Source organism: Roseovarius aquimarinus, assembly GCF_043661195.1.
Taxonomy (GTDB): domain Bacteria; phylum Pseudomonadota; class Alphaproteobacteria; order Rhodobacterales; family Rhodobacteraceae; genus Roseovarius; species Roseovarius aquimarinus.
Map to the genome: position 1 here is coordinate 888,672 of NZ_JBIHMM010000001.1, position 26,180 is coordinate 914,851.

Genomic DNA, 26,180 nt, shown 5'->3' on the forward strand with positions numbered 1-26,180 from the left:
ATGACCCATGCAGCGAAAGTCTGTTCCTAGCCCAATGTGACGGATGCTGCGCGTTGCAGGAACGACCGGTAAGCGTTAGGTCGGTCAGGATCATGTTCTTGACGCCACCAGAGATAATCGGAGAAATCTCCTGTCAATGACCCAATTGGATGTCCGCCTCTATGCCGCATTCGCGGCTGCTCCTTTTGGAGGAAATATCGGCGCAGTCGTGTACGAAGATGAGCCGCTCTCGGCGGAGGTTCGTCAAAACATTGCCGCTGAATTAGCTGCACCCACGACAGGCTTTGTCGCCCCGGACGGCAATGGCTCGTTCCATGTGCATTTTCATTCCAGTCGCTGCGAAATGGATATGTGCGGCCATGTCGTCGTCGCGATCTGGTCGGCGATGCTGAAAGATGGGCGCATCTCTCCAGGAGAGTACGACCTGCATACCAAGGCTGGAACGATACCTGTTGAGGTTGGGCGTGATGGGACGATCTGGATGTCCCAACCGCTCCCCCGATATGATCTGAATGAGGTGCGTCTGGAAGAGATTGCACCGCTGCTCGGATTGCAAACAAACGCAATATCGAATGTTTCTTCGTCATCCACAGCCCTCAGACATCTTTTTGTCGAGGTATCCGATGTCAACGCGCTGGCGGCTTTGTGCCCAAAGGATGAAGCACTGCGGATGTTGAGCACATCAAATGGAATAGACACTATTGGTGTATGGTGTTGGCAGGGAAACGAAGCGGGAAAAGCGAAAATCCGTTTGCGCGATCTATGCCACGGGGTGGGCGACCCGGAGGAGGCCGCAAGTGGTACGACAAACGCAGCCTTGGCTTGCCACCTCTACCGGTCAGGCCGGATCAAGGCAGATTCCCGCGGTGAGCTTTGCATGATGGGCGAACAGGGATTTGAAATGGGTCGCCCGAGTAAAGTGGAGACGATATTGAACGAGGACGATCGAGGTTTGACCCGCGTTCGTGTTGGGGGCAAAGCCCAAGAAAGAATGCATGGTCGCTACTTAATCGCCTAATAGATCAATATGTTGACCAAGCCTTTCGAACAATGGTGAAGCAGACGTTGAGGAAAACGCTCCTAACGTCCGCAAAGTCCCGCACAGCGGACTGGCGCCACGCTTGCCCAGCAAAAAAATTCACGCCCACCCGCTCTCCACAGGTTTGCAAATCCCGCGCGCCCGCCTATATTCGTGGTGTTCCTTCGGGGACTATGGACATAAACGCGCTCGTAATAAGCGGATCGGACCCGGGGGCGGTACCCGGCGACTCCACCAACAACCCTTCGTTTGAGGGCGGATCGGGGTCGAAACAGGATCGACGAACGTCTAAAGGGGTAGCTTTGTCTCGGCGGGGTGCCACCGTATCGGCCCGAACAGTACAATTGCAAACGACAATCGTGCTCCGGTTGCTCTGGCCGCGTAAGCGGTTCGAGGAATCGAAACCTAAGTCCTTGCGCCTAGCAGCGTAAGGCGGGGTTCGCAGGCACCTGGCAACAGAAGCCTGCACTTTCATCCATTCGCATCAGCTTACCCTGTCCACGCCGACCCGCCGGCGCGCGTGCCGTTCGCAAGCGAACGACACCCGGGCAACAGAAGGCTGCACTTCCCTCCTCATTGCCAATATCCTCCCACACCGGCCGCATTTCGTCTGGGCTTGTCATGCGCGTTTCGCAATAGTCGGGCATGGGCAGGCCAGAGGCGCCGCCAAATACGCGCCGCGTGCGGCACAAGGGACGAGATGAGCATCCAGACCCGCGACTTCCTTCGCGTCTTCGCGCGCATCGGCCTTCTGTCCTTCGGCGGGCCGGCGGCGCAGATCGCTCTGATGCAATCCGAGCTGGTCGAGAAGCGCGGCTGGCTGGAGCAGCGGCAGTTTCTCGGCGCGCTCAGCTTCTGCATGCTGCTGCCCGGCCCCGAGGCGATGCAGCTTGCGACCTATGCGGGCTGGCGCCTGCGCGGCACCTGGGGCGGCATCGCGGCGGGGCTTCTCTTCGTGCTCCCGGGCGCGGCGGCCATTCTCGCGCTGGCGCTCGCTTATGCGCAATTCGGGGACGTGCCGCTCGTCGCCGCGCTCTTTACCGGCATCAAGGCGGCGGTGCTCGTCATCGTGGTGCAGGCGCTCTGGCGGCTCGGCGCGCGCGCGCTCGAGGGGCGCGCGCAGATCGCGCTGGCGGTGCTGGCCTTCGCCGCGATCTACATGGCCGCCCTGCCCTTTCCCGCCGTGATCGCCGCCGCCGCGCTCTGGGGTGCATGGTCCGCGCGGGGCAAAGCGCCCAAAGCCGCCGCCCCGCCCCTTCCGGGCCAGACGGCGCGCACGCTGCGCAGCATCGCCATCTGGGGCGCGCTCTGGGCCGCGCCGGTCATCGCGGTGCATGCGGCGAACGCGGAGTTCCTCGCCGATATCGCGACGTTCTTCAGCAAGCTCGCCGTCGTCACCTTCGGCGGCGCCTATGCGGTGCTGGCCTACATGACGCAGACCGTCACGCAGACGCATGGCTGGATCACACCCGAGCAGATGATCGACGCGCTCGGACTGGCCGAGACGACGCCCGGCCCGCTCATCCTCGTCACGCAATTCGTCGCGATGCTGGCGGGCTTCGGCCAGGGCGGCGCGGGCATGGCGCTGACGGCGGGGGCGCTGACGCTCTGGGTCACCTTCATCCCCTGTTTTCTCTGGATCTTCGCCGGCGCCCCTTATCTCGAGCGTATTCTCGCCCAGCCGCGTCTGCGCGGTGCGCTCGGCGCCATCTCGGCGGCGGTCGTGGGCGTGATCGCCAATCTCTCGCTCTGGTTCGGGCTGCATGTGCTCTTCGCACGGGTCGAGACGGGCCCGCTCGGCGCCTATCCGGCGCTCTCGACGCTCGATCCGCGCGCCGCCGCGCTGACCGCGCTCGCCGCGATCCTGCTCGTCTGGCTGCGCCTTCCGATGCTTGCAGCGCTCGGGCTGATGGCACTGGCAGGCGGGCTCGTGCAGGGCATCGGCTGAGGCGCGCGCGGCCCCTTTCCCTTTCCTCCGAATCCCGTATTGTGAGGCCATGACGACAGACGGAGGCCCGGGCATGTCCCGCACGATCGAATACGGCAACCTGATGCACCGGGCCATGCGCGGCCTGATCCAGGAGGTTCTGGAGGATGTGCAGGAAAACGGCCTGCCCGGCGCGCATCATTTCTTCATCACCTTCGACACGAACCATCCCGACGCCGCCCTCGCCGACTGGCTCAAGCAGCGATATCCGAACGAGATGACCGTGGTCATGCAGCATTGGTACGACAATCTGGAGGTGGGCGACGAGGGCTTCGGCATCACGCTCAATTTCGGCGACGCGCCCGAAAATCTCTATGTGCCCTATGACGCGATCCAGACCTTCGTCGATCCCTCCGTCGAATTTGGCCTGCGCTTCGAGACCCAGCCCAAGGACGGCGAGGACGAGGACAGCGACGAGGACGAGGACGACACGCCTCCCCATTCCGGCGATATCGTGAGCCTCGACAGCTTCCGCAAGCACTGAGGGCGGCGCGCGCGGCGGCGCTCCGCGGGGCGTTGAACTTTTCGCCGCACTCGCTAAGACGGGGGCGAACCTGACGAAGGAGCGCCCGCATGAGCCGGACCGAGACCACCACCCGCACCGAAACCGACAGCTTCGGCCCTCTCGAGGTGCCGTCCGAGAAGTACTGGGGCGCCCAGACCCAGCGCTCGATCCTCAATTTCCCCATCGGCTGGGAGCGTCAGCCCGTCGCCATCGTGCGCGCGCTCGGCGTCATCAAGAAAGCCTGCGCGCAGGCCAACAAGCAGAGCGGCAAGCTCGACGAGGCGCGCGCCGATGCGATCATCGAGGCCGCCTCCGAGGTGATTTCGGGCGATCTCGACGACAACTTCCCGCTTGTCGTCTGGCAGACCGGCTCGGGCACGCAATCGAACATGAACGCCAACGAGGTGATCGCCAACCGCGCGATCGAGATCATGGGCGGCGTGATCGGCTCGAAGGATCCGGTGCATCCCAACGACCATGTGAACATGGGCCAGTCCTCGAACGACACCTTCCCGACCGCGATGCACATCGCCGCCGCGATGACGGCGCATGGCGTGACGCTGCCGGGGCTGGAGAAGCTTCAGGACGCGCTCGAGGCCAAGGCGCAGAAATGGGCGCATATCATCAAGATCGGGCGCACCCATACGCAGGACGCGACGCCGCTGACGCTCGGCCAGGAATTCTCGGGCTACACGCATCAGGTCGCGATGGGGATCGAGCGCATCCATTCGGCGCTCGAGCGCATCTACGAGCTGGCACAGGGCGGCACGGCGGTCGGCACCGGACTCAACACCTCCAAGGGCTGGGCCGAGAGCGTCGCGGCCAACATGGCCGAGATCACCGGATTGCCCTTCGTCACCGCCCCCAACAAGTTCGAGGCGCTGGCCGCGCATGACGCGATGGTCGAGATCTCGGGCGCGCTGCGCGTCGTCGCGGGCTCGCTCTTCAAGATCGCCAACGACATCCGCTTCCTCGGCTCCGGCCCCCGCTGCGGCCTGGGCGAGCTTATCCTGCCGGAGAACGAGCCGGGCAGCTCGATCATGCCGGGCAAGGTGAACCCCACGCAATGCGAGGCGCTGACGCAGGTCTGCGCGCATGTCATGGGCAACGACGCCGCCGTCGGCTTCGCCGGCAGCCAGGGCCATTTCGAGCTCAACGTCTACAAGCCGATGATGGCCTATAACGTGCTGCAATCCATGCAGCTTCTGGGCGACGCGGCCTCGGCCTTCACCGACAATCTGGTGGACGGACTCGAGGCGGATGAGACGCGCATCGACAAACTGATGCGCGAGTCGCTCATGCTCGTCACCGCGCTCGCGCCCGAGATCGGCTATGACAACGCCACCAAGGTCGCCAAGACGGCGCACAAGAACGGCACGACGCTCAAGGAGGAGGCGATCGCCCTCGGCTTCGTCGACGAGGAGACGTTCGACCGCGTCGTGCGCCCCGAGAACATGGTCGGGCCGAAGTGACGGACAAGCCGATCAATCTCGGCCGCGCGCGCAAGGAGCGCGCGCGGCGCGCGGCCAAGGAGAAGGCGGACGAGAACGCCGTCCGCTTCGGCCGCACGAAGGCGCAGAAGGAGGCGGAGCACGCCGAAGCCGCGCGCGCCAAGGCCCGGCTCGACGGGCATGAGCGCGACACGTGAGCCTGCGCCCGGTCAAGCATTCGCTCACCCTGCGCGGCCACCGCACCTCGGTCACGCTCGAGCCGGAATTCTGGGACGCCTTCCGCGCCATCGCCGCCGAGAGCGGGCTGCCCATCAACACGCTCGCCGCCCGCATCGACGAGGCGCGCGGCACCGAGATGGGCCTCGCCTCGGCCATGCGCCTTCATGTTCTGCGCCATTACCGCAGGGCGGCGGAAAAAGGCCGCGACTGAGGCACACGGATTTACAGCGCCGCGGCGGCGGGGCATTCTCGCGCGCATTGCCCCGATTGAAAGGCCCCATGGCCCCATGACCGCCCTCACCCTCGCCAAGTCCGGCGACATGGACCGCGTCCTGCCGCTCATCGCTGCCTTCCATGCCGAGGCGGGCATCACGCTCGACGAGGCGGCGCGCCGCGCGGCGGTCGAGCCCTTGCTCGACGGCTCGCCGCATGGGGCGATCTATATCGCAGGCCCGGTGCGCGCGCCCATCGGTTATGCCGCGATCAGCTTCGGCTGGTCGCTGGAATATGGCGGGCTCGACGGGATTCTCGACGAGATCTATATCCGGCCCGGCGTTCGCGGGCGCGGCATCGGCACCGAGATCCTCTCGGCCCTGCCCCGCGCGCTCGGCGGTGCCGGGCTGCGCACCCTCCATCTCGAGGTCGCACGCGGCGACGACAAGACGCGCGCCTTCTATGAGAAGATGCATTTCGAGGGGCGCGACGGCTATATCCTCATGTCCCGGCGTCTATGAACGCCCGAAGCGCGCGCGGGACAAGGGCAAGCGCGCGCGCCCACAGCTTCATCTTGGCGAAAATACTCAAGGCCGGGCGGTGCGATCGCGCGGATGCATTGGCGTAGGCGCGCGCGGCGCCTATATGAGGCGCATGACCAGAACAGCCTTTCCCTTCGACAATACCTATGCGCGCCTGCCCGCCACGTTCTTCAGCGCGCAGCCGCCACAGCCCGTCGCCGCGCCCGCGCTCATCGCGGTGAACGCGCCGCTGGCCGAGGAGCTGGGCCTCGCGCTCGGAGAGGCCTCCGAGCTCGCGCGCATCTTCGCGGGGAACGAGTTGCCCGAGGGCGCCGAGCCTATCGCGCAGGCCTATGCGGGCCACCAGTTCGGCGGGTTCTCCGCGCAACTCGGCGACGGGCGCGCGACGCTTCTGGGCGAGGTCGTGGACCATCACGGCGTGCGGCGCGACATCCAGCTCAAGGGCTCGGGGCCGACGCCCTGGTCGCGCGGCGGCGACGGGCGCGCGTGGCTCGGGCCGGTGCTGCGCGAATACGTCCTGAGCGAGGCGATGTACGCGCTCGGCATTCCGACCACCCGCGCGCTCGCCGCCGTGCGCACGGGCGAGGAGGTCTGGCGCCAGGAAGGCGCCCTGCCCGGCGCGGTCCTCACCCGCACCGCCGCGAGCCATCTGCGCGTCGGCACGTTCCAGTATTTCGCCGCGCGCCGCGATCTCGAGGGTCTGGCACGCCTTTTCGGCTATGCCAAGGCGCGGCACTATCCCGAGGCCGAGGGCCCGGCGGGCTTCCTGCGCGCCGTGATCGCGCGGCAGGCCGCGCTCGTCGCGCGCTGGATGGGCGTCGGTTTCATCCACGGCGTGATGAACACCGACAACACCTCGATTTCCGGCGAGACGATCGATTACGGCCCCTGCGCCTTCATGGACGCCTATTTCGCCGATCAGGTCTTCAGCTCGATCGACCGGCAGGGACGCTATGCCTATTCGAACCAGCCGCATCTCATCGTCTGGAACATGGCGCAGCTCGCCACCGCACTCGTGCCGCTGATGCCCGATCAGGAGGCCGCGATCGCGGATTTCACCGAGGCGGTGCATGCGATGCCCGGCCTTGTCGAGGCCGAGTGGCTCCGCGTCTTCGGCGCCAAGATCGGGCTGGCGGCGCCGTGCGAGGAGGATCGCGCGCTGATCGAGGATCTGCTCGGGATTATGGAGGATGGCGGCGCGGATTTCACCAACACCTTCCGGGCGCTCTCGCGCGGGACGGCCGCCGCCGAATTCACCGATCCGGCGCCAATCGAGGCGTGGCAGGCGCGTTGGCGGGCGCGCATCGCCCATGAGGATGGCTGGAGAGAGCGCATGGAGCGGAGCAACCCCGCCGTGATCGCGCGCAATCACCGCGTCGAAGAGATGATCGCCGCGGCGGTCGCCGGGGACGACGCACCCTTCCACCGCATGATGGAGGCGCTTGCGATGCCCTACGAGGATCGTCCGGAGGCCGCGTATCTCAAGACGCCGCCCAAGCCTTCGGAGATCGTGCGTCGGACCTTCTGCGGCACCTGACGCGCTGCGCGGCTCACTCCTTGAGGCGCTGCGCGCGGTAGAGACCGAAACCCACGAGCGCGGAGGCCAGCAACAGGACGGGCCAGAGCTGCGTGGCCGGACCCGCGAGGCCGGTGCCGGATTCTCTCAGGATCGCGCCGATCCAGCTGATGTCGAGACCTTCCGCTCCCATTGCGATTCCCTTCCGTGCCGCGTGGTATGAGGCGCGGGTAGTGCAACAATGGGGCGAAATTGTGGTGAGTGTTTCGCGGCGCGCGACAAACTGCCGGCGCGCCGCGTATCTTGTCGCTCGGGCGGACGGTCAGGCGGCCCGGCTGCTGCGTGCGCCGCCCCCGCCACCGCCACCGCGCCGACGGCGCGGTTTGGACGCGGCGCCGCCGCCACCGCCGCCACCCGGCTTGCCGCCACCGCCGCCCCGGCGGCGGCCAGCTCCGCCACCGCCGCCGCGCTTGGGCGCGGCCTTGGGATCGGGCAGCTCTTCCCAGGCGCGGCCCGAAGCGACGGGGATCGAGAGGCCCATCACCTTCTGGATATCCTTCAGCTCGCCCATCTCGTCGGGCGCGCAGAAGGCGATGGCCGCACCGTCCTTGCCCGCGCGGGCCGTCCGGCCGATGCGGTGGACATAGTTCTCGGGCACGTTGGGCAGATCGAAATTATAGACATGCTTCACATCCGGGATATCGAGGCCCCGCGCGGCCACATCCGTTGCGACCAGCACATGGATCTGCCCGTCGCGAAAGGCCTTGAGCGCCCGCTCGCGCTGGCCCTGGCTCTTGTTGCCGTGGATCGCCGCCACCTTGAAGCCCGCGCTTTCGAGCTTGCGCGCCAGCTTGTCCGAGCCGTGCTTGGTGCGTCCGAAGACGAGCGCCAACTCGCCCTTGTGCTTGGCCAGAAGCTCGATCAGAAGGTTCGGCTTCTCCGCCTTGGCGATGAAATGCACGGCTTGCGTGACCTTGTCGGCGGCCTTGCCCGGCGGGCTCACCTGCACCTTGCGCGGATGGGTCAGATAGCTCCCGGCAATCTCTTCCATCTGCTTGGACATGGTGGCCGAGAAAAGCATCGTCTGACGCTCCTTCGCCAGAAGCGCGGCGATCTTGCGCAGATCGTGGATGAAACCCATGTCGAGCATCTGGTCGGCCTCGTCGAGTACCAGAAAGCGCGTCGCGTCGAGCCGGATCGCCCGGCGGTCGATGAGATCGAGAAGACGCCCCGGCGTCGCCACCAGGATATGCGTGCCCTTCTCGAGCCGCGCGATCTGAGGATTGATCGACGCGCCGCCGACAACGACGTTGATCTTCATCGGCGTGTCCTTGACCAGCGGGAGCAGCGTGTCGCGGATCTGGTTTGCCAGCTCGCGCGTCGGCGCGAGGATGAGGCTTGTGGCCGTTCTCGGCTTGGGACGCTCGTCCGCGGCCATCATCTGCGCGATCAGCGGCAGGCCGAAGGCGGCGGTCTTGCCGGTGCCGGTCTGGGCGAGGCCCATGACGTCATGCCCGTCGAGCGCATACGGAATCGCATGCGTCTGGATCGGCGTCGGCTCGGTGATGCCCATGTTGCCCAGCTTGCGGACCATTACGGGCGGAAGGCCCATTTCTTCAAAGAGGTTCAAAATCTTGTCCTTTCGGACATGGGACTGCCCCATGCCGTTTCACGGGCGCCGCGCGCCCGCTCGAAGGGCGGCGTCCTGCCTGCCCTGTCGTGGTTCCGCCAAGGCCCTGACGCACAGGCGGAATTGCCCGTCGCGCCGATCCGGCGGCTGGCCCCACGCGTGATATTGGGATCAATTCGCGGCGTTTCGGTATCTGGGGGCGGCCATGCAGGCGGCCCGGCTGCTCACGCGGCAGGAAACGTCGTTGAACGCTAAATGGACGCGGACGGCATCAAAGTCAACCGCCCTGCGCATGTAGACCGTGTGCGCGGACGTCGAGAGCGGTGGAAATCCCGGCCCATGCGCGGTATTCAAGACGCCACGAGACCCAGCGGATGGCCCCATGACCGACACCATCACCGACCGTTGCGAAGCGCGCGGACTGCGCATGACCGGCCAGAGGCGCATCATCGCGGCCGTTCTCGAGGAGGCCGAGGATCATCCCGACGTGGACGAACTCTATGCCCGCGCCTCGGCGCGCGATCCGAAGATCTCGATCGCGACGGTCTACCGGACCGTGAAGCTCTTCGAGGAATCGGGCATTCTCGAGAAGCTCGAATTCGGCGACGGGCGCGCGCGCTACGAGGATGCCGAGCGCGGCCATCACGACCATCTGATCGACCTCGAGACCGGCGACGTGATCGAATTCTTCGACCCCGAGATCGAACGTCTTCAGGAAAAGATCGCGGCGCGGCTCGGCTACAAGCTGAAGGGCCACAAGATGGAACTCTACGGCCGCCCGCTCAAGAAGGGCTGAGGGGCGCCGCGCCGTCGGTCACGTCATGGCCGTAGATCCAGTCGAACCGGCCCATCATGCGCCCCGGCGCGATCGCACCGCCCAGCCTGAGCGCCGCATGAGCCGCGGCGCGGAGTGGCTTGAACTTCAAGTGATATTTCCACGCATTGCCGTTGGCCGCTTCGACGATCGCGCGGGCGCGATCCTCCCGGGCGGACTGGTAGGCGGCAAGCGCGGAGGCAAGATCGGGCGCTGTGTGCAAAGAGGCCGCCAAAACCCACGCATCCTCGAGCGCGAGGGACGCGCCTTGCGCCATGAAGGGCAGCGTCGGATGCGCGGCATCGCCGAGGATCGCGAGCCGCCCCTCGCCCCAGAGCGGCGCCACCGGATGCCGGAAGAGCCCCCATTTGCCCACGCGCTCCACCTGCGCCAGCATCGCCTGCGTCTCCGCGCCGAAATCGGCGAAACGCGCGCGCAGATCCTCAGGATCGCCCGCCGCGCTCCAGCTTTCTTCCGACCAGCCCGCGCGCTCCTCGATCGCGACGAGGTTGAGCGCGCTGCCGCCGCGCAGCGGATAGCTCACGATATGGCGGCGCGGCGCCATGTGAACGCGCGCCTCGCCCATCCGGCTGCCGTCATGCGGGATCACCGCGCGCCACGCCACCTGCCGCGTGAAGAAAGGCGCGAGCGTGCCGTTGAGCGCGCGGCGCACCACCGAATGGAGGCCGTCCGCGCCAATCACGAGATCCGCGTCGAGCGCCGCCGGATCCGTCACCCGGCACCCGAGCTCGATCCGCACGCCCGCCGCGCGCGCGCCCTCGTGCAGGATATCGATCAGATCGGCCCGGTGCAGGAACCAGTAGTCGCGCGAGGCGAGCCGCGTGAGATCGAGCCGCACGACAGGCCCGCGCCGGTAATCATAAAGCGCGACGGCGCTGCCCTGAACACCCGCGCCGCGTAGCGCGTCGCCGAGGCCGAGAGCGCGCAGCACCGCGAAGCCGTTGGGCGAGATCTGAAGACCCGCGCCGACCTCGGAAATCGCGCCGGCCTGTTCGAGCACACGGACCCGTGCGCCACGGAGCGCCAAAGCGCGTGCGGCGGCCAGCCCGCCGATGCCCGCGCCGATGACGGCGATATCGAGGCCCTGCATGTCCATGCCCCTAGATCATACGAAAAACGCCGGAGCGAAAGCCCCGGCGTTCCGAATTTCGGCCGAAGGCCACGCGCTCAATCGTCGCGATGCACCTTCTCGCGGCGCTCGTGGCGTTCCTGCGCCTCGAGCGTCATGGTGGCGATGGGGCGCGCATCCAGCCGCTTGAGGCTGATCGGATCGCCCGTCATCTGGCAATAGCCGAACTCGCCCTCGTCGAGGCGGCGGAGCGCCTGGTCGATCTTGGCGACCAGCTTGCGCTGGCGGTCGCGGGTGCGCAACTCGAGCGCGCGGTCCGTCTCCTCACTGGCGCGGTCGGCGACGTCGGGAATGGCGCGCGTGCCATCCTGAAGCGCCTCGATCGTGTCGCGGCTGCCGGCCAGCAGATCCTCGCGCCAGCTGATAAGCTTGCGGCGGAAATACTCTTGCTGGCGCTCGTTCATGAAGGGCTCGTCTTCGACGGGCTGGTAATCATCGGGCAGGAAAACTTCGGCTTTCAAGCGTTGATCCTCTTTATTATCAAGGTCCAAGGCGTCAGGATGCTGTGTCATCTGGCTCCCCCTCGAGTGGCGTTTACTGCAATGGGGCGCAGTTGTCACTACACGAAATATGCGCGCATTGATCGCGTGGCGCCTGCGCGCTATGCTGGCCTTCGCGCCGGATGAACAGTGCCGCCAAGAGGATTGAAAGAGCTATGAAATTTGAAGGGACGGACAGCTACGTCGCCACCGATGACCTGACCGTCGCCGTGAACGCAGCCGTCACGCTCGAGCGCCCTCTCCTCGTCAAGGGCGAGCCAGGCACCGGCAAGACCGAGCTGGCGCGGCAAGTGGCCGCCGCGATGGGCCTCGAGATGATCGAATGGAACATCAAATCCACCACCCGCGCGCATCAGGGCCTTTACGAATACGACGCGGTCAGCCGCCTGCGCGACAGCCAGCTGGGCGATGCGCGGGTGCATGACGTCGCCAATTACATCCGCCCCGGCAAGCTCTGGCAGGCCTTCACCGCGACCGAGCGGGTCGTCCTTCTGATCGACGAGATCGACAAGGCCGATATAGAGTTTCCGAACGATCTGCTGCAAGAGCTCGACCGGATGGAATTCCATGTCTACGAGACCGGCGAGACCATCCGCGCCGCGCGGCGCCCGATCGTCATCATCACGTCGAACAACGAAAAGGAGCTGCCGGACGCCTTCCTGCGCCGCTGCTTCTTTCATTACATCCGCTTTCCCGACATGGAGACGATGCGCCGTATCGTCGAGGTCCATCACCCCGGCATCAAGGAGGCGCTGCTGACCACGGCGCTGACGCAATTCTACGAGATCCGCGAGCAGCAGGGCCTCAAGAAGAAGCCCTCCACCTCCGAAGTTCTGGACTGGCTGCGCCTGCTTCTGGCCGAGGATCTGACGCCCGAGGATCTGCGCAAGGACGCCAAGGCGGCCCTGCCGCGTCTGCACGGCGCGCTTCTGAAGAACGAGCAGGACGTGCATCTCTTCGAGCGACTGGCCTTCATGGCGCGGCGCGGGGGATGAAGATCGCGCGGCCTCTGTGGCAGGTGGCCCCCACCCGCTTGCGGGGCGCGGTCGCTTTCGGCGCGATGCCTAAAAATGGTCTCAAATGCTCCTTAGAGAGGGCCACATGAGACGTCAGCGTGAGGATCGGCCCGTCAAGGACATCGGGCCGCGCCCCCGCTGCCAATCGGCCGACCGAGGTGCGTCTTTGTCCGATGCGACCATGGGGATGCACATGCGCCGAATGATTTTGCCGATCTGCCTGATGCTCGGAGCTTGCGTGCCGGGCACGTCCGGCGATGTCGCCTCGCGTGCGGCCACGCCCGAGCTGGGCGGAATGCCGGCGATCAAGATGTTCTCGGTGCCCCATCCCGATGCGCCCTCGCGCTCGAACAAGGACATGGCGCGCGACTTTATGGACCTTTCGATGCGCCTCGAGTCGGGCCGCGACCTGCCCGTTCTGACCCGCTTCGAGGGGCCGATCAGCGTGCGCATCACCGGCGCGCCCCCCGCGACGCTGCAATCGGATCTCTCGCGCCTGTTGCACCGGCTGCGCAGCGAGGCCAGCATCGAGATCAGTCAGGTGACCGGCCCCGCCAACATCACCATCGAGGCGGTGAGCCGCGACGACATCCGCCGCGCCCTGCCCCAGGCCGCCTGCTTCGTCGTGCCCAACATCTCGACCCTCGCGGAATACGCCAAGGCCAAGCGCAGCAGCGTCACCGCCTGGAGCAGCCTTCAGACACGGCGCAAGGTCGCCATCTTCGTGCCGAACGATTCGAGCCCGCAGGAGGTGCGCGATTGCCTCCACGAGGAGCTGAGCCAGGCGCTCGGCCCGCTCAACGATCTCTACCGCCTGCCCGATTCCGTCTTCAACGACGACAACGTGCACACGGTCCTGACAGGCTTCGACATGCTGATGCTGCGCGCCTTCTACGCGCCCGAGCTGCGCTCGGGCATGTCGCGCCGCGAGGTGGCGGCCAAGATCCCCGGCATCCTTGCGCGGCTCAATCCGAGGGGCGAGCGCATCGCGTCGCGCCCGCTGCCGACGACGCCGCGCGCCTGGGTGCGCGCGATGCAGACCGCGCTCGGGCCGGGCGCGAACAACGCCACCCGCCGCGCCGCCGCCGAGAAGGCGATGCGCATCGCCGAGACGGTGGGCCTGACCGATCACCGCCGCGCCTTCGCCCATTACGCCATCGGCCGCATCAGCCAGAGCAGCGATCCGGCCTATGCGCAGAACCAGTTCGCCGCCGCCGAGGCCTATTACCGCCGCGCGCCCGAAACCTCGCTTCACCGCGCCCATGCCGCGGCGCAACTTGCCGCCTATGCGATCACGCAAGGCCGCGGCGAGGCCGCGCTGGCCATTCTCGGCCCGCAGATCGTGGTGGCCGAGCGGCACGAGAATGCCAGCCTTCTCGCGCAGCTCATGATGATGCGCGCCGAGGCGCTCGAGCTGGCGGGCCGCGTCTCCGAAGCGCGGCAGGTCCGGCTGGACAGTCTGGGCTGGGCGCGATACGGCTACGGCGCGGATTGGGCCGTGCGCGCCAAACTCCGCGAGGTGTCGAACCTCAATCCTCTCAAGGGAAGGAACGGCTAAGGCATGATCGTCATACTCGCGGCACTCGTCGGCGCCCTCATCGGCGCGCTGGTGGCCCGCCGCCGTAAGGGCCGGCCCGCAGATATCGCGCAATTCGCCTTCGTCTATGCGCTGGTCTTCGGTCTTGCCGCGCTCTTCGTGACGATCCTGATCCAGCGCGCCAAGATGCTTTAGGCGGGCGGGACGCGATGTTCCTGCCCTTCTTCGAGGCCCTGCGCGCGGCGAAACTGCCGGTCTCGCTGCGCGAATATCTCGTCTTTCTCGAAGGCGTCTCGGCCGGTCTCGTCACCTACGACATCGACGGCTTCTATTATCTCGCCCGCGCCGCGATGGTGAAGGACGAGCGGCATATCGACCGTTTCGATCGCGCCTTCGCCGCGAGCTTCGAAGGCCTCGCGCAGATCTCCGACGCGGACGTGCTGCGCGCCGTCGATCTGCCCGAGGACTGGCTGCGCAAGATGGCCGAAAAGCACCTCACCCCCGAAGAGCGCGCCGAGATCGAGGCGCTCGGCGGCTTCGAGGCGCTGATGGAGACGCTGAAACAGCGCCTCGCCGAGCAGAAGGGCCGCCACCAGGGCGGCTCGAAATGGATCGGCACCGCCGGCACCTCGCCCTTCGGCGCCTATGGCTACAATCCCGAGGGCGTGCGGATCGGGCAGGACAGATCGCGCCACCAGCGCGCGGTGAAGGTCTGGGACCGGCGCGAGTTCGCCAATCTCGACGGCGACGTGCAGATCGGCACGCGCAACATCAAGATGGCGCTGCGCCGCCTGCGCCGCTGGGCCCGCGACGGCGCGCGCGAGGAGTTCGATCTGCCCGGCACGATCCGCGCCACCGCGCAGCAGGGCTATCTCGACGTCAAGACCCGCCCCGAGCGGCGCAACGCCGCGCGCGTCCTTCTTTTCCTCGATGTCGGCGGCTCGATGGATCCGCATATCCGCGTCGTCGAGGAGCTTTTCTCGGCCGCGCGGGCCGAGTTCAAGCATCTCGAATACTACTATTTCCATAATTGCCTCTACGAGGGCGTTTGGCGCGACAATCGCCGCCGCTGGGCCGAGCAGATCCCGACCGACGAGATCCTGCGCACCTACGGCCCCGAATATCGCTGCATCTTCGTCGGCGACGCGGCCATGTCGCCCTACGAGATCGCCTATCCCGGCGGCGCGAACGAGCATTGGAACGCGGAATCGGGCGAGACCTGGCTGCGCCGCGCCCGCGCGCAATGGCCCTCGAGCCTCTGGATCAACCCCTTGCCCGAAACCCGTTGGCCCTACGCCCAATCGACCCGCATGATCGCCGACATCTTCGAGGATCGCATGGTCCCGATGACACTACGCGGCCTCGACGAGGGCATGCGCCTCCTGCTGCGCTGAAGCGGCTTTCATCTTGGCCCGAATACTCCCGCCGGAGGCGCGCGCCTTTAGCTCAGCCGCCCGCTCAGCCGCGGGGCGGCTCGAGGATGCCGGCCTCGGTCACGATCAGATCGAGCGGCTGGTCCACGGGCTCGAGCGGCAGATCCTCGGCCTCCTGCGCGGCGAAGGCATAGCCGATGGCCATCGCCGGGCCCGCCGCCCTCAGCATCTCCAGCGTGCGGTCGTAGAACCCACCGCCATAGCCCAGCCGCCCGCCCTTGCGGTCGAAGGCGACGAGCGGCACGATCAGGATCTCGGGGGTGATCCACTCCTCGACCTCGGGAACGCGCGCGCCGAAGGGGCCGTCCTTCATCGGGGTGTCGGGCGTCCAGCGGGAAAAGCGCAGTGGCTGCGCGCGACCCATGATGACGGGCACGCAGACCGGGCCATGCGCCGCGGCCTCGCTCATGGCGGGCAGCGGGTCGATCTCGGTGCGCATCGGCATGTAGCCCGAGAGCGGCACGCCGCGATAGCCGGCCAGAACGGATGACAGGAAGGCGGCGGGCGCGGGACCGCGCGCGGCATGGGCGGCGGCGCGGCGCTCGAACGCGGCGCGGCGGGCGGCATCCTTGAGCGCGGCGAGATCGCTCATAGCAGGAAGGCCGCGGCGAGGCCGAGGAAGGCCAGAAAGCCCACCACGTCGGTCACGGTGGTCACGAAGGCGCCCGAGGCGAGCGCGGGATCGACGCCCGCCTTCTCGAGCAGCACGGGAATGCCCGTCCCGGCCAGGCCCGCGACCACGAGATTGATCACCATCGCCGCAGCGATCACATAGCCGAGCGCGGGCGAGCCGAACCAGATCACCCCGATCACGCCCATCACGACCGCGAAGATCAGCCCGTTGACGAGCCCGACCAGCGCCTCGCGCCGGATCACCCGCCAGACATTGGCGCCCGTGAGATCGCGCGTCGCGATCGAGCGCACCGAGACGGTGAGGCTCTGGGTGCCCGCATTGCCGCCCATCGAGGCCACGATGGGCATGAGGACCGCGAGCGCCACGAATTGCGAGATCGTCGCCTCGAACTGCGCGATCACCAGCGAGGCGAGGATCGCCGTCACAAGATTCACCGCGAGCCACGGGAAGCGCTGGCGTGTTGTGTCGATGAAATTGTCGTTGAGACCGCCCTCGCCCACACCGGCGAGGCGCAGGATGTCCTCCTCGTGCTCCTCGTCGAGCACGGCCATCGCGTCGTCGATGGTGATGACGCCGACAAGGCGCTCGTTCTCGTCGACGACGGGGGCGGAAATGAGGTGATACTGATTGAATGCATAGGCCACGTCCCCCTCATACTGCGTCACCGGAATGACGTGAAACGTCTCCTCGACAAGGCTCGAGAGCATCACCTCGCGGCGCGAGGACATGAGCTTGCCCAGCGTGACGTTGCCGACCGGGTGCAGCTTCGGATCGACGAGGATGATGTGATAGAACTGCTCGGGCAGGTCGGTCTGGTTGCGCATGAAATCAATGGCTTCGCCCACGTTCCAATGCTCGGGCGCCATGACGACCTCGCGCTGCATCAGGCGGCCGGCGGAGTATTCGGGATAGGTGAGCGACTGGCGCACCGCCATGCGGTCGCTGTCCTCGAGCACTTCGAGAATGGCGTTCTGCTGATCGTCCTCGAGATCCTCGACAAGATCGACCACGTCGTCGCTGTCGAGCTCACGCACCGCCTCGGCCAGAACCTCGGGGCTCAAATAGCCGAGCACCTCCTCACGGATCGAGAAATCCAGCTCCGAAAGGATATCGCCGTCGAATTCGTCGCCGTAGAGCTCGATCACCCGGCGGCGGTCGAAGGAGTTGATCTGCTCCAGAAGGTCGGCGATGTCGGCGGGGTGCAGCGGCTCCATCTCGGCGACGAGCTGCTCGCGGTCGCCGTTGTCGACCGCATGGACGATGCGCGCGGCGGTGTCAGGGCGCAGCTCGTAGGCGTCGTCGTGGCGCTCCTCATCGCTGGGCGAGACAATGGGTGTCGGGGTGTCGTCGCTCATCTCGGCCTCGCTCTGAAAGGATCGCTCGGCGCAGCATTAGCCAAGCGACGACGAAAAAACAATGCGCGCGCAGGGTGGCGCGCGTCTCGGCTCAACGCGCGCGCTGCGCCCCTGTTCCCCGCCACTCGCGCCGTGCATCGACGCCCCTCGCCGGGATCGCGGCGCGGGCTAGGTGCTGTTTGAGAAGAAGGAGAGACGCCGCGATGCCCGACAGCCCCGATACCGCCCCCGCCCGCCATCTCGCCGAGGCCGTGCGCGCCATAGATGCCGAGTTCGGCGCGGGATACGCCGCCAAGCATCCCGAGTTGGTCGCCTCGCTGGTGCAATCGGCGACGGTCGAGGCGGCGGTCTCGACCGGCTACGGCGCGCATCAGGAGGCGATGGGCCTCGCGCGCGAACTGACCTCGCAGATCTGCGAGACCCTGCTGAAACTCAAGCCGAAATTCTTCGGAAGCTGACGCTCAGCAGCCGGGCCGGCCCAGCACCATCACCCAGATGTTTCCCGCCTCTTCGACAAGCGCGAATTCGCGCGCGCCCTCGCTGAGGATGTTGCGGCGATGCCCGGTGGAGCCCATCCAGCCCTCCATCACCTGCGCGAGGCTGCCTTGCCCCTTGGCGATGTTCTCGGCGATGAAGCAAAAGCCATAGCCCGCCGCGCGTGCGCGGTCTCCGATGCCGGACCCGTTCGAGCCGGTATGGCTGAAGAACCCGTTGGCCTGCATGTCGCGCGCATGGGCGGCGGCGGCCTGAACCAGCCTCGGGCTGACATCGAGGGGCGCGAGGCCGTGCCGGCTGCGGATATCCGCGACGGCCGCGCGCGCGGCGGCGCTTCTGTCCTCTGCGGCGGCTGCGGAGGATGGAAAACCGAGGGTGAGGCCGATAACGATGGCCGGAATGGTGAACGGAAAACAACGCATGATCTGGCTCCGCTGAAGGGTCGGGCTGCGGGGACGTTAACCAATCGGCCCGCATCGCGCCAGTCCGAACGCGGGCGTCAGGCCACCTGCGAAAGGATATCGAGCGCGGCGCGGTGCTGCTCGGGCGCGGCGGCGGCGAGGATGCGCCCGCCGCGATGCGCCGGCCCGCCCCGCCAATCGGTCACGATGCCGCCCGCCGCCTCGATCACCGCGATGGGCGCGCAGATGTCGTAAGGCTTCAGCCCGGCCTCGATCACGAGGTCGATCTGTCCGAGCGCGAGAAGCGCGTAGGCGTAGCAGTCATAGCCGTAGCGCACCATGCGCGCGCCTTCCGCAATCCGCGCGAATGCCGCGCCCTCCGCCTCGGTGCCGACAGCGGGAAACGTGGTCATCACCGTCGCCTCGCCCAAGCTGCGGGGCGCCCGAGCGCGCAGGGCGCGCGGGCCCATCGGGCCGACCATCCCGGCGCGGCCGAGACCGCCCTCGAACCGCTCCTGCGTATAGGGCTGGTCGATCACACCGTAGAGCGGCCCCGCATCGGTGCAGGCGGCGATGAGCACACCCCAGGTGGGCGTGCCGGCCAGAAACCCGCGCGTTCCATCGATGGGATCGAGCACCCAGGTCAGCCCGCTCGCGCCCGCGCTCTCGCCGAACTCTTCGCCCAGAATGCCGTCCTCGGGCCGCAAGCGCGCCAGAACTTCGCGCATCGCCCGCTCGGCGGCACGGTCGGCGGCGGTCACCGGATCGAAGCGCCCCTCGCTCTGCACGCCGGGCGCGTATTTGTCCTCGATTTCGAGCGCATCCAGCCGGAAATAGGGCAGGATCGCCGCGCGCGCCGCATCGGCGGCCGCATGGGCCGCGCGGATGATTTCTTGATGGTCGTGCTGATCGTGCATCGCGGCGCTTCACCCGAAAGAGCGGGCCGCGGTGTCGGGCCCGGGCCCAGCTTTAGGCCGGGCACGGGCTGAGGCGCAAGGGGGCGTCAGGCGACGTCGCTGAGAACGCGGGCCAGATCGAAGAGACGGCGGCGCTGGTTCTCGGGGATGGCATAGTAGGAGCGCACTAGATCGAGCGCTTCCTTGTCCCCCAGAAGATCGGCGGGGCCGCTGCGCGCAGGCACCTGAGCGGCGTCCTGGCCATTCGCCGCGTCCACACCCTCGAAGAAGAAGGCGACATCGACATCCATCGAGGCCGCGATGTCCCAGAGGCGGGAGGCGCTAACGCGGTTCGCGCCGGTCTCGTACTTCTGGATCTGCTGGAACTTGATCCCGACGCTTTCGGCAAGTTGCTGCTGGGTCATCCCGACCAGCCACCGGCGGTGGCGAATACGTTTACCCACATGAATATCGACGGGATGCGGCATGAATTTTTCCTTTTACCAAGAGGATAACCGACGAAGATCGGCCATCATACATTCGTTACAACGGCCAATCGCCACGCTGTCATACCTTCGTTCAGTAACGTCGAAAGATTAACATCCCGGATGCGATACACAAGAAAATTTATACGCGCCAGGATGTTTGATCAAAAAATTCACAATCAAAACGGGTGTTTTTGAAGGGATTTCTTCGTTTCCAGAAAAATTGACAGCAGCCTCACAGGTCCGTTACGTCGCTTTAGCCATAAAAGCGTTACACGCGAAGGGTGTCATAAGATGAAGATGCGCAGCTTTCGCGTGACCTCGCACCAAGAGCAACCTTCGATTGTCGAAGGCATGCGGATGCATCCCGGCCCCGGTCAGATCGGCGTGCGCATCCAGGCCTGCGGGCTGAATTTCGCCGATCTTCTGATGATGAGCGGGCGCTATCAGGACACGCCCACCCTGCCCTTCACCCTCGGGCTTGAGCTTGCGGGCACCGTCGAGGCGCTCGGCGCGGGCACCGAAGGCCCCGAGGTCGGCACCCGCGTCGCGGTCTATGCAGGTCAGGGCGGGCTCGCGGAATACGGCGTCTTCGATGCGGCGCGGGCGCTGCCGCTGCCGGATACGATGAGCTTCGAGGCCGCCGCCGCCTTCCAGATCGCCTATGGCACCTCGCATCTCGCGCTCGCGCATCGCGCGCGGCTGCAGGAAGGCGAGACGCTTCTGGTGCTTGGGGCTGCGGGCGGCGTGGGCCTCACGGCGGTCGAGATCGGGCGCGCGATGGGCGCGCGGGTGATCGCCTGCGCGCGCGGCAAGGACAAGCTCGAGGCGGCGCGCGCCGCCGGGGCGCATGAGCTGATCGACAGCGACACGGACGACATCCGCGAGATTTGCAAGGCCCTCGGCGGCGTGGATGTCGTCTACGATCCCGTGGGCGGCGCGCAGTTCACCGCCGCCTTCCGCGCCTGCCGCCCCGAGGCGCGGCTTCTCACCATAGGGTTCGCCAGCGGCGAGGTGCCCCAGATCCCGGCCAATCACCTGCTGGTCAAGAACCTCACGGTGATGGGGCTTTACTGGGGCGGCTACCTCGCCTTCGCGCCCGAGATCCTCACCGGCTCGCTCGGCACGTTGCTCGAATGGGCCGAGGCGGGCCGGATCGCGCCGAAGGCGCATCACCTCTACCCGTTCGAGCGGACCGCCGAGGCGCTCGAGCTTCTGCGCGCGCGCAAATCCACCGGCAAGATCGTCGTCACGATGCCCTGAGCCGTCAGGACGCGACCGCGAGCGCAGGCGCGCGGAAGCTCTGCCGCACGATACCGGCGAGCTGCGTGACAAGCTCGCTGCGGGGCATCTCGGCGCCGTACATGTTGATCTTCTGCTCGCCCAGATCGGGCAGACCCGCGCCCTGCGGCACCGGCTCGAGCAGATGCGGCGCGGTGCCTTCGAGCATCGCGGTCACGGCCAGATCGGCGGTGATGGTCGCCTCGACCGCGCCGTCCGATTCCGAATCGATGGCGCTCTCCCAGTCGATCCCCGCCTTCTCGAGCAGACGGATCGCCTTGGGCCGGAAGATGCAGTTGCGGCAGGTGGCGATGCGCAGCGGGCGCTGCTTCCATGCGGCGCCGTTCTTGGCCCCGAAGAAACGCAGCGGCACTTCGGTCAGGGTCTCGCCGCCCGGGCGCAGGCTGCCTTCGGTGGTCAGGATGAGATCGATCTCGCCCTTCGCATGCGACTCGAGAAGGATGCTCGAATAGAGCGAGATCAGATGCACCTTCACGCGCGGGAATGCGGCATTGAACTGCTTGAGCACGCGAGGGATGACCGGGTGAATGATGTCGTGCGGCACGCCAAAACTTACCTCGCCCTCCCAGACCTGATCGGTCAGGCGCCCGACCGCTTCGTCATTCAGCGCGACGAGGCGGCGCGCATAGCCCAGCATCTGCTCGCCCGCGGGCGTGAGCGCGATGCGCCGCGCCGAGCGGTCCAGAAGCCCCAGACCCAGAAGATCCTCGAGCCGCTTGAGCTGCATCGAGACCGCCGATTGCGTGAGGTTGAGCATCTGCGCCGCGCGCGTGACGCCGCCGTGATCGGCCACCGCGACGAAGGAGCGGAGCGTCGTCATGTCGAGATTTCTCATACATCAATCTTTCTGATGGGTAAGGGCATGAACATTCATTTCCAATATTGATCATATCCCTGCATACATATCAACAGACGAAATGAGTTGCCGCAAACATATCGACATATCGAAAAGGAGATCGCCATGACCAGCCTGTCCCGCACCCGCCCCGTCTCCATCGGCGCCCTGCCCCGCATCAAGGACGCGCTCGTCCTTGCCCGGTCGCGCCGGGCGCTTGCGGATCTCGACGCCGCGGCGCTCGAGGATGTCGGCCTTGGCCGCGCCGAGGCGCTGCGCGAGGCGCGCCGCCCCATCTGGGACATGCCCTGCGGCTGGCCGCGCTGCCGCAAGTGAGACGCGCGTGCCCGCGCGGCGCGGGCGCTGCGGCAATCCGCCTCATAGGCCCCTGAAATCCCTCACCGAAAACCCTTGAAAACGAAGGGCACCCCCCCGATATTGTCTGCAAAGCCCCCGAAAGGGGCCGGTTTCAGCAACACGGAGGCTTAGATGGCTGAATTCAACACGATCCGGACAGCGGGCGGCACCCGCACCGCCGAGATCGATCAGGGCCTGCGCGCCCATATGAACAAGGTGTATGGCACCATGTCCGTCGGCATGTTGCTCACCTTCCTCACGGCCTGGGCCGTGGGCAACAACGCCGCGATGATGGAGACGCTCTTCACCGGGATCACCCGCTGGATCGTCATGTTCGCGCCGCTCATCATGGTCTTCGCCTTCGGTGCGGTGATCAACAAGCTGTCGGCTGCCGCCGCGCAGCTCTTCTTCTACGCCTTCGCGGCGGTGATGGGCATCTCGATCAGCTACATCTTCGTGGTCTTCACCGACCTCTCGATCGCTCAGGTCTTCCTGACCACCTCGATCGCCTTCGCGGGACTCTCGCTTTGGGGCTACACCACCAAGAAGGACATCTCGGGCTGGGGCAGCTTCCTGATCATGGGCGTGATCGGCCTCATCGTGGCGTCGATCATCAACATCTTCCTCGGCTCGCCGGCGATCATGTTCGCGATATCGATCATCGGTCTGCTGATCTTCGCGGGTCTGACCGCCTACGACACGCAGTCGATCAAGAACGAGTATCTGGCCCACGCGCATCACGGAGACAGCGAGTGGCTGGGCAAGTCGGCGATCATGGGCGCCCTGCGCCTCTATCTCGATTTCATCAACATGTTCATGTTCCTGCTGCAACTCATGGGCAACCGCGAGTAACCAGCACCGACCGGACTGACGAAGGCCGCCCCTCGGGGCGGCCTTTTTCGTTGGGTGCGAGGCTCAGACGCCCGCGCGGCCCTCTGCAATCAATGCCTCCACAGCGAGCGGCGCGTTGCTCAACCTGAGCGCGCCATGCGCATCCCTCGGCCACTCGGCCTCGGGCCGGTCGCGGTAGAGCTCGAGCCCGTTGCCGTCGGGATCGCTCAGATAGACCGCCTCGCTCACCCCGTGATCGGCCGCCCCGCTCAGCGCATGCCCCGCCGCGCGGAGCCGCGCGATCACCCGTCCGAGCGCCCGCCGGTCCGGCAGAAGGAAGGCGACATGGTAAAGCCCGGTATGCCCCTCGGGCGGCGGCGTGCCGCCCCGGCTGTGCCATGTGTTGAGGCCAAGATCGTGGTGATACTCCCCAAATGCCAGAAAGGCCGCCGCATCGCCGTAGCGCGCCGTCACGCGCATTCCGATCACATCGCGATAGAACGCGACCGCCCGTTCGAGATCCGCCACCATCAGATGCGCATGGCCGACGCGCGCGCCGTGCAAGCTCGTGTTGCCTTCGGTCATGACTGTCTCCCCTCTCTGGTCTGGCGCCACGCTAGGCCGGCTCGGCCATCCCGCGCAACGTCCGCCAGCGCACAGGAGATGTGCGCCACGGCCCGGCGAAAGTGGCGCCGATCAGACGAAAAAGGCCGCGCTTCAAAAGCGCGGCCCTTTCTGTCCAGGTGGGTCGGAAGATCTTACTTGATCTTGCCTTCCTTGTACTCGACATGCTTGCGCACGACGGGGTCGTATTTCTTGATCGCCATCTTTTCGGTCATCGTGCGGGCGTTCTTCTTGGTCACATAGAAGTGGCCCGTGCCCGCGGTCGAATTCAGGCGGATCTTGATTGTGGTCGGCTTCGCCATTGGTCATCTCCTGCGCCGGGCAGCCGGGCTGCCGGTAATTCAATTTCCTGCCTTTTAACCGCGCCGCGTCCCGAGTCAACCGCATAAGGCCAGATAGGCAGCGCGTCGCACGTGTTTTTTCTTGGCCCAAATACCCACGCCCGGCCCGCTCACCCTCGGGAGCGCCCGGAGCGGGGCGCCGGGATGCCTGGGCGGGATATGCGCGGAGGGCCTGTAAGCCGGATTCTGTCCACCCCGGGCCGTGACCCGAGGCTGGATGGCCATTCATCTGAAGACGGTGTCGCCACCGCCCCTTTGGCTGCCAACCCGGACCGCAGGGCCAAGACGTGCCATGCGCGGTCCCTATTTGGCATTGCTCCCGGTGGGGCTTGCCGTGCCGGGACTGTTGCCAGCCCCGCGGTGGGCTCTTACCCCACCGTTTCACCCTTACATGCGGGGGATCGCGAGCGATCCCTGCATGCGGTTTCTTTTCTGTGGCGCTTTCCCTTGGGTTACCCCAGCCGGGCGTTACCCGGCACCGTTGTCTTGTGGAGTCCGGACTTTCCTCCAGATGCGAAACCCGAAGGTCCGCACCCAGCGGCCATCCGGCCCTCCGCGCTCCGCAGGCCTATGCGCCCGCGCCCTCCCGGTCAACGCCAAAGCGCGCCGCGATATCCGCGAGGACCGCCATATCGGCAGGCTCGAGAGGTCCGCGCGCCCAGGGCCGCCAACGCAGGCGCAGCGCCGCGAGCACCTGAGCGTCGCTGAACTCCTCGCCATAGCCCACCTGCCCTGCAAGGCGGCGGAAGGCCTCCAGCGGCGCCTCGGCGCCCGCCTCGGGCCAGACGGCAAGCCCCTGAAGCGCCAGCCTGCGCCAGTCGAAACGCGGGCCGGGATCGTCCTTGCGGTCGGGCGCGATGTCCGAATGGGCGATGACGCCTTCGGCCGGGATGCTCCAGCGCGCCATGATGCCGCGCGCCAGATCCTCGAGGCGGCGCATCTGCGGCTCGGGGTAAGGATGCGTGCCGCGATTCGCGAGCTCGATCCCGATCGAGCGGGAATTCACGTCGCCCGCCCCCCGCCAACTGCCGCGCCCGGCGTGCCAGGCGCGCGCGGCCTCGTCGACAAGCTGCCAGAGCCGGCCATCCTCGGCGATGACGTAATGCGCCGAAACCTCGGCGCCCGGATCGCACAGACGCTCCAGCGCCGCCTCGGCGCTGGCCATCTGCGTGAAATGGATCATCAGAAGATCGGGGCGCAGCCCGTTCCGGCGCGCCCCGCAATTGGGCGATGGATGCCAGATGGCCCCGGCCTCGCCCGCCTCCTCGGTCATGCGCGCGGGTCAGCCGCCCGCCGCGCGGCGGAAGGGGCGCGGATCCCATGAGCAGGCATAGCCGTCGCCATCGGGATCGAGCCCGAGGCGGTCGCGCTCGGGGCCGCCCTTGCTCAGGAAGTCGATCTGCGCGAGATCGGGCCCGGAATAGCCCGCGCAATTGCGCTCGAACTTGGCCTGCTTGTTGAGGCCCGCCCGGCGATAGAGCTGCGTGCCCGGTGCGTGGCTGGTGCTGAGCGCATAGGCCACGATATTGGGCCCCTCACCGCCCGTGCGGCTCGGCAGCGCCTCGACCGAGGCGACCTCGTATTGCCGGCGCTGCGCCGCGACGAGCGCCGCGTCATCCTCGATCGAGCGTTGCGAGCTGACCGCGTCGAAGCTGTTCTCGACCGAGATGCCGGGGCTTTCGGTGATCTGCGGCGCCGGATTGTCGGGGCCGGCTTCGATGACGGGCCGGCCGGAATTCGCCGCGAGATCGGCGGCACCCGTGCCCAGCGCCGCGCGGGTGCGCGCCGCGATATCCTCGGCCTCGCTGCCCGTGCCAGTGCTCGCAGTGGCGTCCAGTGGCTCGGACGAAACGGCATCGGGGGCAGGCAAAGTATTCCCGGCCAGCGCCGCATCGCGCCGCGCCTGGTATTCCGCGTAATCGCCGAAACCCACGCCCGCGCCCAGATCCGGCCCGCTTTCCGGGATGGAAGTGCCACAGGCGGCGAGCGCCACAAGCGCCGCACTCGTCAGGATAATCCGCATCGTCTCATTCGCCTCGTTGCAATCCGGCACAAAGCCTTGGACGCCGGAG

Annotated in this window: 31 protein-coding genes and 2 other RNA genes; 18 read left to right on the top strand and 15 right to left on the bottom strand. The window is 66.7% G+C overall.

Annotated features, from left to right (window positions below):
• Positions 1–136: 136 nt before the first annotated feature.
• From ACGRVM_RS04155 to ACGRVM_RS04195, 9 genes are all read left to right on the top strand, one after another.
• Positions 137–1,018 carry a PhzF family phenazine biosynthesis protein gene (locus ACGRVM_RS04155; RefSeq protein ID WP_377168397.1) on the top strand — a complete coding sequence of 294 codons (882 nt, stop codon included), beginning with the start codon at positions 137–139 and terminating at the stop codon, positions 1,016–1,018.
• Positions 1,019–1,158: 140 nt separating this feature from the next.
• Positions 1,159–1,509, top strand: a transfer-messenger RNA (tmRNA) gene (ssrA, locus tag ACGRVM_RS04160).
• A 230-nt stretch (positions 1,510–1,739) separates the two neighbouring features.
• Positions 1,740–2,987 carry a chromate efflux transporter gene (chrA, locus tag ACGRVM_RS04165; protein ID WP_377168395.1) on the top strand — a complete coding sequence of 416 codons (1,248 nt, stop codon included), beginning with the start codon at positions 1,740–1,742 and terminating at the stop codon, positions 2,985–2,987.
• Positions 2,988–3,060: 73 nt separating this feature from the next.
• Positions 3,061–3,510, top strand: a complete 450-nt coding sequence (locus ACGRVM_RS04170) for an SspB family protein (protein ID WP_377168393.1) — start codon at positions 3,061–3,063, stop codon at positions 3,508–3,510.
• 89 nt (positions 3,511–3,599) lie between these two features.
• Positions 3,600–5,003 carry a class II fumarate hydratase gene (gene fumC / locus ACGRVM_RS04175; protein ID WP_377168391.1) on the top strand — a complete coding sequence of 468 codons (1,404 nt, stop codon included), beginning with the start codon at positions 3,600–3,602 and terminating at the stop codon, positions 5,001–5,003.
• Entirely contained in the window at positions 5,000–5,179 is a 180-nt protein-coding gene (locus ACGRVM_RS04180) for a DUF4169 family protein (RefSeq protein ID WP_377168389.1), read from the top strand. Before fumC ends, ACGRVM_RS04180 begins: the two co-directional genes overlap by 4 nt.
• On the top strand, positions 5,176–5,412 hold the full coding sequence (locus tag ACGRVM_RS04185) for a ribbon-helix-helix domain-containing protein (RefSeq protein WP_377168387.1): 237 nt from the start codon (positions 5,176–5,178) through the stop codon (positions 5,410–5,412). Before ACGRVM_RS04180 ends, ACGRVM_RS04185 begins: the two co-directional genes overlap by 4 nt.
• A gap of 76 nt (positions 5,413–5,488) precedes the next feature.
• The gene (locus ACGRVM_RS04190; protein ID WP_377168385.1) at positions 5,489–5,935 is read left to right on the top strand and encodes a GNAT family N-acetyltransferase; all 447 of its coding nucleotides are present in this window, start codon (positions 5,489–5,491) and stop codon (positions 5,933–5,935) included.
• A gap of 133 nt (positions 5,936–6,068) precedes the next feature.
• Positions 6,069–7,493, top strand: a complete 1,425-nt coding sequence (locus tag ACGRVM_RS04195; RefSeq protein ID WP_377168383.1) for a protein adenylyltransferase SelO — start codon at positions 6,069–6,071, stop codon at positions 7,491–7,493.
• Positions 7,494–7,506: 13 nt separating this feature from the next.
• Here ACGRVM_RS04195 and ACGRVM_RS04200 read toward each other — a convergent pair whose 3' ends face one another.
• Complete coding sequence (locus ACGRVM_RS04200) at positions 7,507–7,665, bottom strand: hypothetical protein (protein WP_377168381.1); 159 nt, start codon at positions 7,663–7,665, stop codon at positions 7,507–7,509.
• Between the two features lie 129 nt (positions 7,666–7,794).
• Entirely contained in the window at positions 7,795–9,102 is a 1,308-nt protein-coding gene (locus ACGRVM_RS04205; RefSeq protein ID WP_377168379.1) for a DEAD/DEAH box helicase, read from the bottom strand.
• A gap of 382 nt (positions 9,103–9,484) precedes the next feature.
• Here ACGRVM_RS04205 and ACGRVM_RS04210 point away from each other — a divergent pair, with 382 nt between their 5' ends.
• Entirely contained in the window at positions 9,485–9,898 is a 414-nt protein-coding gene (locus ACGRVM_RS04210) for a Fur family transcriptional regulator (RefSeq protein ID WP_377168377.1), read from the top strand.
• Here ACGRVM_RS04210 and ACGRVM_RS04215 read toward each other — a convergent pair.
• Positions 9,885–11,033, bottom strand: coding sequence for an FAD-dependent monooxygenase (locus ACGRVM_RS04215; protein WP_377168375.1), 1,149 nt, complete (start codon positions 11,031–11,033; stop codon positions 9,885–9,887). The genes ACGRVM_RS04210 and ACGRVM_RS04215 overlap by 14 nt on opposite strands.
• 71 nt (positions 11,034–11,104) lie before the next feature.
• On the bottom strand, positions 11,105–11,578 hold the full coding sequence (dksA, locus tag ACGRVM_RS04220; RefSeq protein WP_377168373.1) for an RNA polymerase-binding protein DksA: 474 nt from the start codon (positions 11,576–11,578) through the stop codon (positions 11,105–11,107).
• Positions 11,579–11,721: 143 nt separating this feature from the next.
• On the opposite strand from dksA, the gene ACGRVM_RS04225 reads away from it, so the two are divergent.
• The 4 genes from ACGRVM_RS04225 (at position 11,722) to ACGRVM_RS04240 (ending at position 15,513) form a co-directional block, all read left to right on the top strand.
• Positions 11,722–12,561: an AAA family ATPase gene (locus ACGRVM_RS04225; protein WP_377168371.1), complete on the top strand. Its 840-nt coding sequence runs from the start codon at positions 11,722–11,724 to the stop codon at positions 12,559–12,561.
• A 214-nt stretch (positions 12,562–12,775) separates the two neighbouring features.
• On the top strand, positions 12,776–14,140 hold the full coding sequence (locus ACGRVM_RS04230; RefSeq protein WP_377168369.1) for a DUF2927 domain-containing protein: 1,365 nt from the start codon (positions 12,776–12,778) through the stop codon (positions 14,138–14,140).
• A gap of 3 nt (positions 14,141–14,143) precedes the next feature.
• Positions 14,144–14,314, top strand: coding sequence for a hypothetical protein (locus ACGRVM_RS04235; protein ID WP_377168367.1), 171 nt, complete (start codon positions 14,144–14,146; stop codon positions 14,312–14,314).
• 14 nt (positions 14,315–14,328) lie between these two features.
• The gene (locus tag ACGRVM_RS04240; protein ID WP_377168365.1) at positions 14,329–15,513 is read left to right on the top strand and encodes a vWA domain-containing protein; all 1,185 of its coding nucleotides are present in this window, start codon (positions 14,329–14,331) and stop codon (positions 15,511–15,513) included.
• Positions 15,514–15,577: 64 nt separating this feature from the next.
• Here ACGRVM_RS04240 and ACGRVM_RS04245 read toward each other — a convergent pair whose 3' ends face one another.
• Positions 15,578–16,144, bottom strand: a complete 567-nt coding sequence (locus ACGRVM_RS04245; RefSeq protein WP_377168363.1) for a 5-formyltetrahydrofolate cyclo-ligase — start codon at positions 16,142–16,144, stop codon at positions 15,578–15,580.
• A complete protein-coding gene (gene mgtE / locus ACGRVM_RS04250; protein ID WP_377168361.1) occupies positions 16,141–17,541 on the bottom strand; it encodes a magnesium transporter in 1,401 nt (466 codons plus the stop codon). Before mgtE ends, ACGRVM_RS04245 begins: the two co-directional genes overlap by 4 nt.
• Positions 17,542–17,744: 203 nt before the next feature.
• Between mgtE and ACGRVM_RS04255 the strand changes: the two genes are divergently transcribed.
• Complete coding sequence (locus tag ACGRVM_RS04255; RefSeq protein WP_377168359.1) at positions 17,745–17,999, top strand: hypothetical protein; 255 nt, start codon at positions 17,745–17,747, stop codon at positions 17,997–17,999.
• 3 nt (positions 18,000–18,002) lie between these two features.
• Here ACGRVM_RS04255 and ACGRVM_RS04260 read toward each other — a convergent pair whose 3' ends face one another.
• The 3 genes from ACGRVM_RS04260 to ACGRVM_RS04270 all read right to left on the bottom strand — a co-directional run bounded on the left by ACGRVM_RS04260 (position 18,003) and on the right by ACGRVM_RS04270 (position 19,821).
• Positions 18,003–18,458 carry a CAP domain-containing protein gene (locus ACGRVM_RS04260; RefSeq protein ID WP_377168357.1) on the bottom strand — a complete coding sequence of 152 codons (456 nt, stop codon included), beginning with the start codon at positions 18,456–18,458 and terminating at the stop codon, positions 18,003–18,005.
• A 77-nt stretch (positions 18,459–18,535) separates the two neighbouring features.
• A complete protein-coding gene (locus ACGRVM_RS04265; protein ID WP_377168355.1) occupies positions 18,536–19,354 on the bottom strand; it encodes an inositol monophosphatase family protein in 819 nt (272 codons plus the stop codon).
• Positions 19,355–19,440: 86 nt separating this feature from the next.
• Positions 19,441–19,821, bottom strand: coding sequence for a helix-turn-helix domain-containing protein (locus tag ACGRVM_RS04270; RefSeq protein ID WP_377168353.1), 381 nt, complete (start codon positions 19,819–19,821; stop codon positions 19,441–19,443).
• 297 nt (positions 19,822–20,118) lie between these two features.
• Between ACGRVM_RS04270 and ACGRVM_RS04275 the strand changes: the two genes are divergently transcribed.
• Positions 20,119–21,081, top strand: a complete 963-nt coding sequence (locus tag ACGRVM_RS04275) for an NADPH:quinone oxidoreductase family protein (protein WP_377169997.1) — start codon at positions 20,119–20,121, stop codon at positions 21,079–21,081.
• Between the two features lie 4 nt (positions 21,082–21,085).
• Here the strand turns inward: ACGRVM_RS04275 and ACGRVM_RS04280 are convergent, their stop codons facing one another.
• A complete protein-coding gene (locus tag ACGRVM_RS04280) occupies positions 21,086–21,955 on the bottom strand; it encodes a LysR family transcriptional regulator (RefSeq protein ID WP_377168351.1) in 870 nt (289 codons plus the stop codon).
• A 126-nt stretch (positions 21,956–22,081) separates the two neighbouring features.
• On the opposite strand from ACGRVM_RS04280, the gene ACGRVM_RS04285 reads away from it, so the two are divergent.
• Both ACGRVM_RS04285 and ACGRVM_RS04290 read left to right on the top strand, forming a co-directional pair.
• Positions 22,082–22,291: a DUF1127 domain-containing protein gene (locus ACGRVM_RS04285; protein ID WP_377168349.1), complete on the top strand. Its 210-nt coding sequence runs from the start codon at positions 22,082–22,084 to the stop codon at positions 22,289–22,291.
• A gap of 153 nt (positions 22,292–22,444) precedes the next feature.
• Positions 22,445–23,164 (top strand): Bax inhibitor-1/YccA family protein, encoded by a 720-nt coding sequence (locus ACGRVM_RS04290; protein ID WP_377168347.1) that lies wholly within the window; start codon positions 22,445–22,447, stop codon positions 23,162–23,164.
• Between the two features lie 63 nt (positions 23,165–23,227).
• Here the strand turns inward: ACGRVM_RS04290 and ACGRVM_RS04295 are convergent, their stop codons facing one another.
• From ACGRVM_RS04295 to ACGRVM_RS04315, 5 genes are all read right to left on the bottom strand, one after another.
• Positions 23,228–23,728, bottom strand: a complete 501-nt coding sequence (locus ACGRVM_RS04295) for a VOC family protein (RefSeq protein WP_377168345.1) — start codon at positions 23,726–23,728, stop codon at positions 23,228–23,230.
• Between the two features lie 173 nt (positions 23,729–23,901).
• A complete protein-coding gene (gene rpmG / locus ACGRVM_RS04300) occupies positions 23,902–24,069 on the bottom strand; it encodes a 50S ribosomal protein L33 (protein ID WP_007204264.1) in 168 nt (55 codons plus the stop codon).
• A 198-nt stretch (positions 24,070–24,267) separates the two neighbouring features.
• An RNA gene (rnpB, locus tag ACGRVM_RS04305) (RNase P RNA component class A) lies at positions 24,268–24,665 on the bottom strand.
• A gap of 11 nt (positions 24,666–24,676) precedes the next feature.
• Positions 24,677–25,381 carry an N-acetylmuramoyl-L-alanine amidase gene (locus ACGRVM_RS04310; RefSeq protein ID WP_377168342.1) on the bottom strand — a complete coding sequence of 235 codons (705 nt, stop codon included), beginning with the start codon at positions 25,379–25,381 and terminating at the stop codon, positions 24,677–24,679.
• Between the two features lie 9 nt (positions 25,382–25,390).
• The gene (locus ACGRVM_RS04315) at positions 25,391–26,131 is read right to left on the bottom strand and encodes a hypothetical protein (protein ID WP_377168340.1); all 741 of its coding nucleotides are present in this window, start codon (positions 26,129–26,131) and stop codon (positions 25,391–25,393) included.
• Positions 26,132–26,180 lie beyond the last annotated feature (49 nt).

What these genes read in the sequence shown, in the direction of transcription:
- ACGRVM_RS04245 (WP_377168363.1), bottom strand. Translation starts at nt 16,144, where the DNA reads ATGAGCGATCTCGCCGCGCTCAAGGATGCCGCCCGCCGCGCCGCGTTC.
- ACGRVM_RS04310 (WP_377168342.1), bottom strand. Translation starts at nt 25,381, where the DNA reads ATGACCGAGGAGGCGGGCGAGGCCGGGGCCATCTGGCATCCATCGCCC.
- ACGRVM_RS04195 (WP_377168383.1), top strand. Translation starts at nt 6,069, where the DNA reads ATGACCAGAACAGCCTTTCCCTTCGACAATACCTATGCGCGCCTGCCC.
- ACGRVM_RS04210 (WP_377168377.1), top strand. Translation starts at nt 9,485, where the DNA reads ATGACCGACACCATCACCGACCGTTGCGAAGCGCGCGGACTGCGCATG.
- mgtE (WP_377168361.1), bottom strand. Translation starts at nt 17,541, where the DNA reads ATGAGCGACGACACCCCGACACCCATTGTCTCGCCCAGCGATGAGGAG.
- chrA (WP_377168395.1), top strand. Translation starts at nt 1,740, where the DNA reads ATGAGCATCCAGACCCGCGACTTCCTTCGCGTCTTCGCGCGCATCGGC.
- ACGRVM_RS04200 (WP_377168381.1), bottom strand. Translation starts at nt 7,665, where the DNA reads ATGGGAGCGGAAGGTCTCGACATCAGCTGGATCGGCGCGATCCTGAGA.
- dksA (WP_377168373.1), bottom strand. Translation starts at nt 11,578, where the DNA reads ATGACACAGCATCCTGACGCCTTGGACCTTGATAATAAAGAGGATCAA.
- ACGRVM_RS04280 (WP_377168351.1), bottom strand. Translation starts at nt 21,955, where the DNA reads ATGAGAAATCTCGACATGACGACGCTCCGCTCCTTCGTCGCGGTGGCC.
- ACGRVM_RS04155 (WP_377168397.1), top strand. Translation starts at nt 137, where the DNA reads ATGACCCAATTGGATGTCCGCCTCTATGCCGCATTCGCGGCTGCTCCT.
- ACGRVM_RS04275 (WP_377169997.1), top strand. Translation starts at nt 20,119, where the DNA reads ATGCGCAGCTTTCGCGTGACCTCGCACCAAGAGCAACCTTCGATTGTC.
- ACGRVM_RS04225 (WP_377168371.1), top strand. Translation starts at nt 11,722, where the DNA reads ATGAAATTTGAAGGGACGGACAGCTACGTCGCCACCGATGACCTGACC.
- ACGRVM_RS04190 (WP_377168385.1), top strand. Translation starts at nt 5,489, where the DNA reads ATGACCGCCCTCACCCTCGCCAAGTCCGGCGACATGGACCGCGTCCTG.
- ACGRVM_RS04230 (WP_377168369.1), top strand. Translation starts at nt 12,776, where the DNA reads ATGCGCCGAATGATTTTGCCGATCTGCCTGATGCTCGGAGCTTGCGTG.
- ACGRVM_RS04235 (WP_377168367.1), top strand. Translation starts at nt 14,144, where the DNA reads ATGATCGTCATACTCGCGGCACTCGTCGGCGCCCTCATCGGCGCGCTG.
- ACGRVM_RS04240 (WP_377168365.1), top strand. Translation starts at nt 14,329, where the DNA reads ATGTTCCTGCCCTTCTTCGAGGCCCTGCGCGCGGCGAAACTGCCGGTC.
- ACGRVM_RS04265 (WP_377168355.1), bottom strand. Translation starts at nt 19,354, where the DNA reads ATGCACGATCAGCACGACCATCAAGAAATCATCCGCGCGGCCCATGCG.
- ACGRVM_RS04270 (WP_377168353.1), bottom strand. Translation starts at nt 19,821, where the DNA reads ATGCCGCATCCCGTCGATATTCATGTGGGTAAACGTATTCGCCACCGC.
- ACGRVM_RS04290 (WP_377168347.1), top strand. Translation starts at nt 22,445, where the DNA reads ATGGCTGAATTCAACACGATCCGGACAGCGGGCGGCACCCGCACCGCC.
- ACGRVM_RS04315 (WP_377168340.1), bottom strand. Translation starts at nt 26,131, where the DNA reads ATGCGGATTATCCTGACGAGTGCGGCGCTTGTGGCGCTCGCCGCCTGT.
- rpmG (WP_007204264.1), bottom strand. Translation starts at nt 24,069, where the DNA reads ATGGCGAAGCCGACCACAATCAAGATCCGCCTGAATTCGACCGCGGGC.
- ACGRVM_RS04170 (WP_377168393.1), top strand. Translation starts at nt 3,061, where the DNA reads ATGTCCCGCACGATCGAATACGGCAACCTGATGCACCGGGCCATGCGC.
- ACGRVM_RS04295 (WP_377168345.1), bottom strand. Translation starts at nt 23,728, where the DNA reads ATGACCGAAGGCAACACGAGCTTGCACGGCGCGCGCGTCGGCCATGCG.
- fumC (WP_377168391.1), top strand. Translation starts at nt 3,600, where the DNA reads ATGAGCCGGACCGAGACCACCACCCGCACCGAAACCGACAGCTTCGGC.
- ACGRVM_RS04260 (WP_377168357.1), bottom strand. Translation starts at nt 18,458, where the DNA reads ATGCGTTGTTTTCCGTTCACCATTCCGGCCATCGTTATCGGCCTCACC.
- ACGRVM_RS04255 (WP_377168359.1), top strand. Translation starts at nt 17,745, where the DNA reads ATGCCCGACAGCCCCGATACCGCCCCCGCCCGCCATCTCGCCGAGGCC.
- ACGRVM_RS04285 (WP_377168349.1), top strand. Translation starts at nt 22,082, where the DNA reads ATGACCAGCCTGTCCCGCACCCGCCCCGTCTCCATCGGCGCCCTGCCC.
- ACGRVM_RS04215 (WP_377168375.1), bottom strand. Translation starts at nt 11,033, where the DNA reads ATGGACATGCAGGGCCTCGATATCGCCGTCATCGGCGCGGGCATCGGC.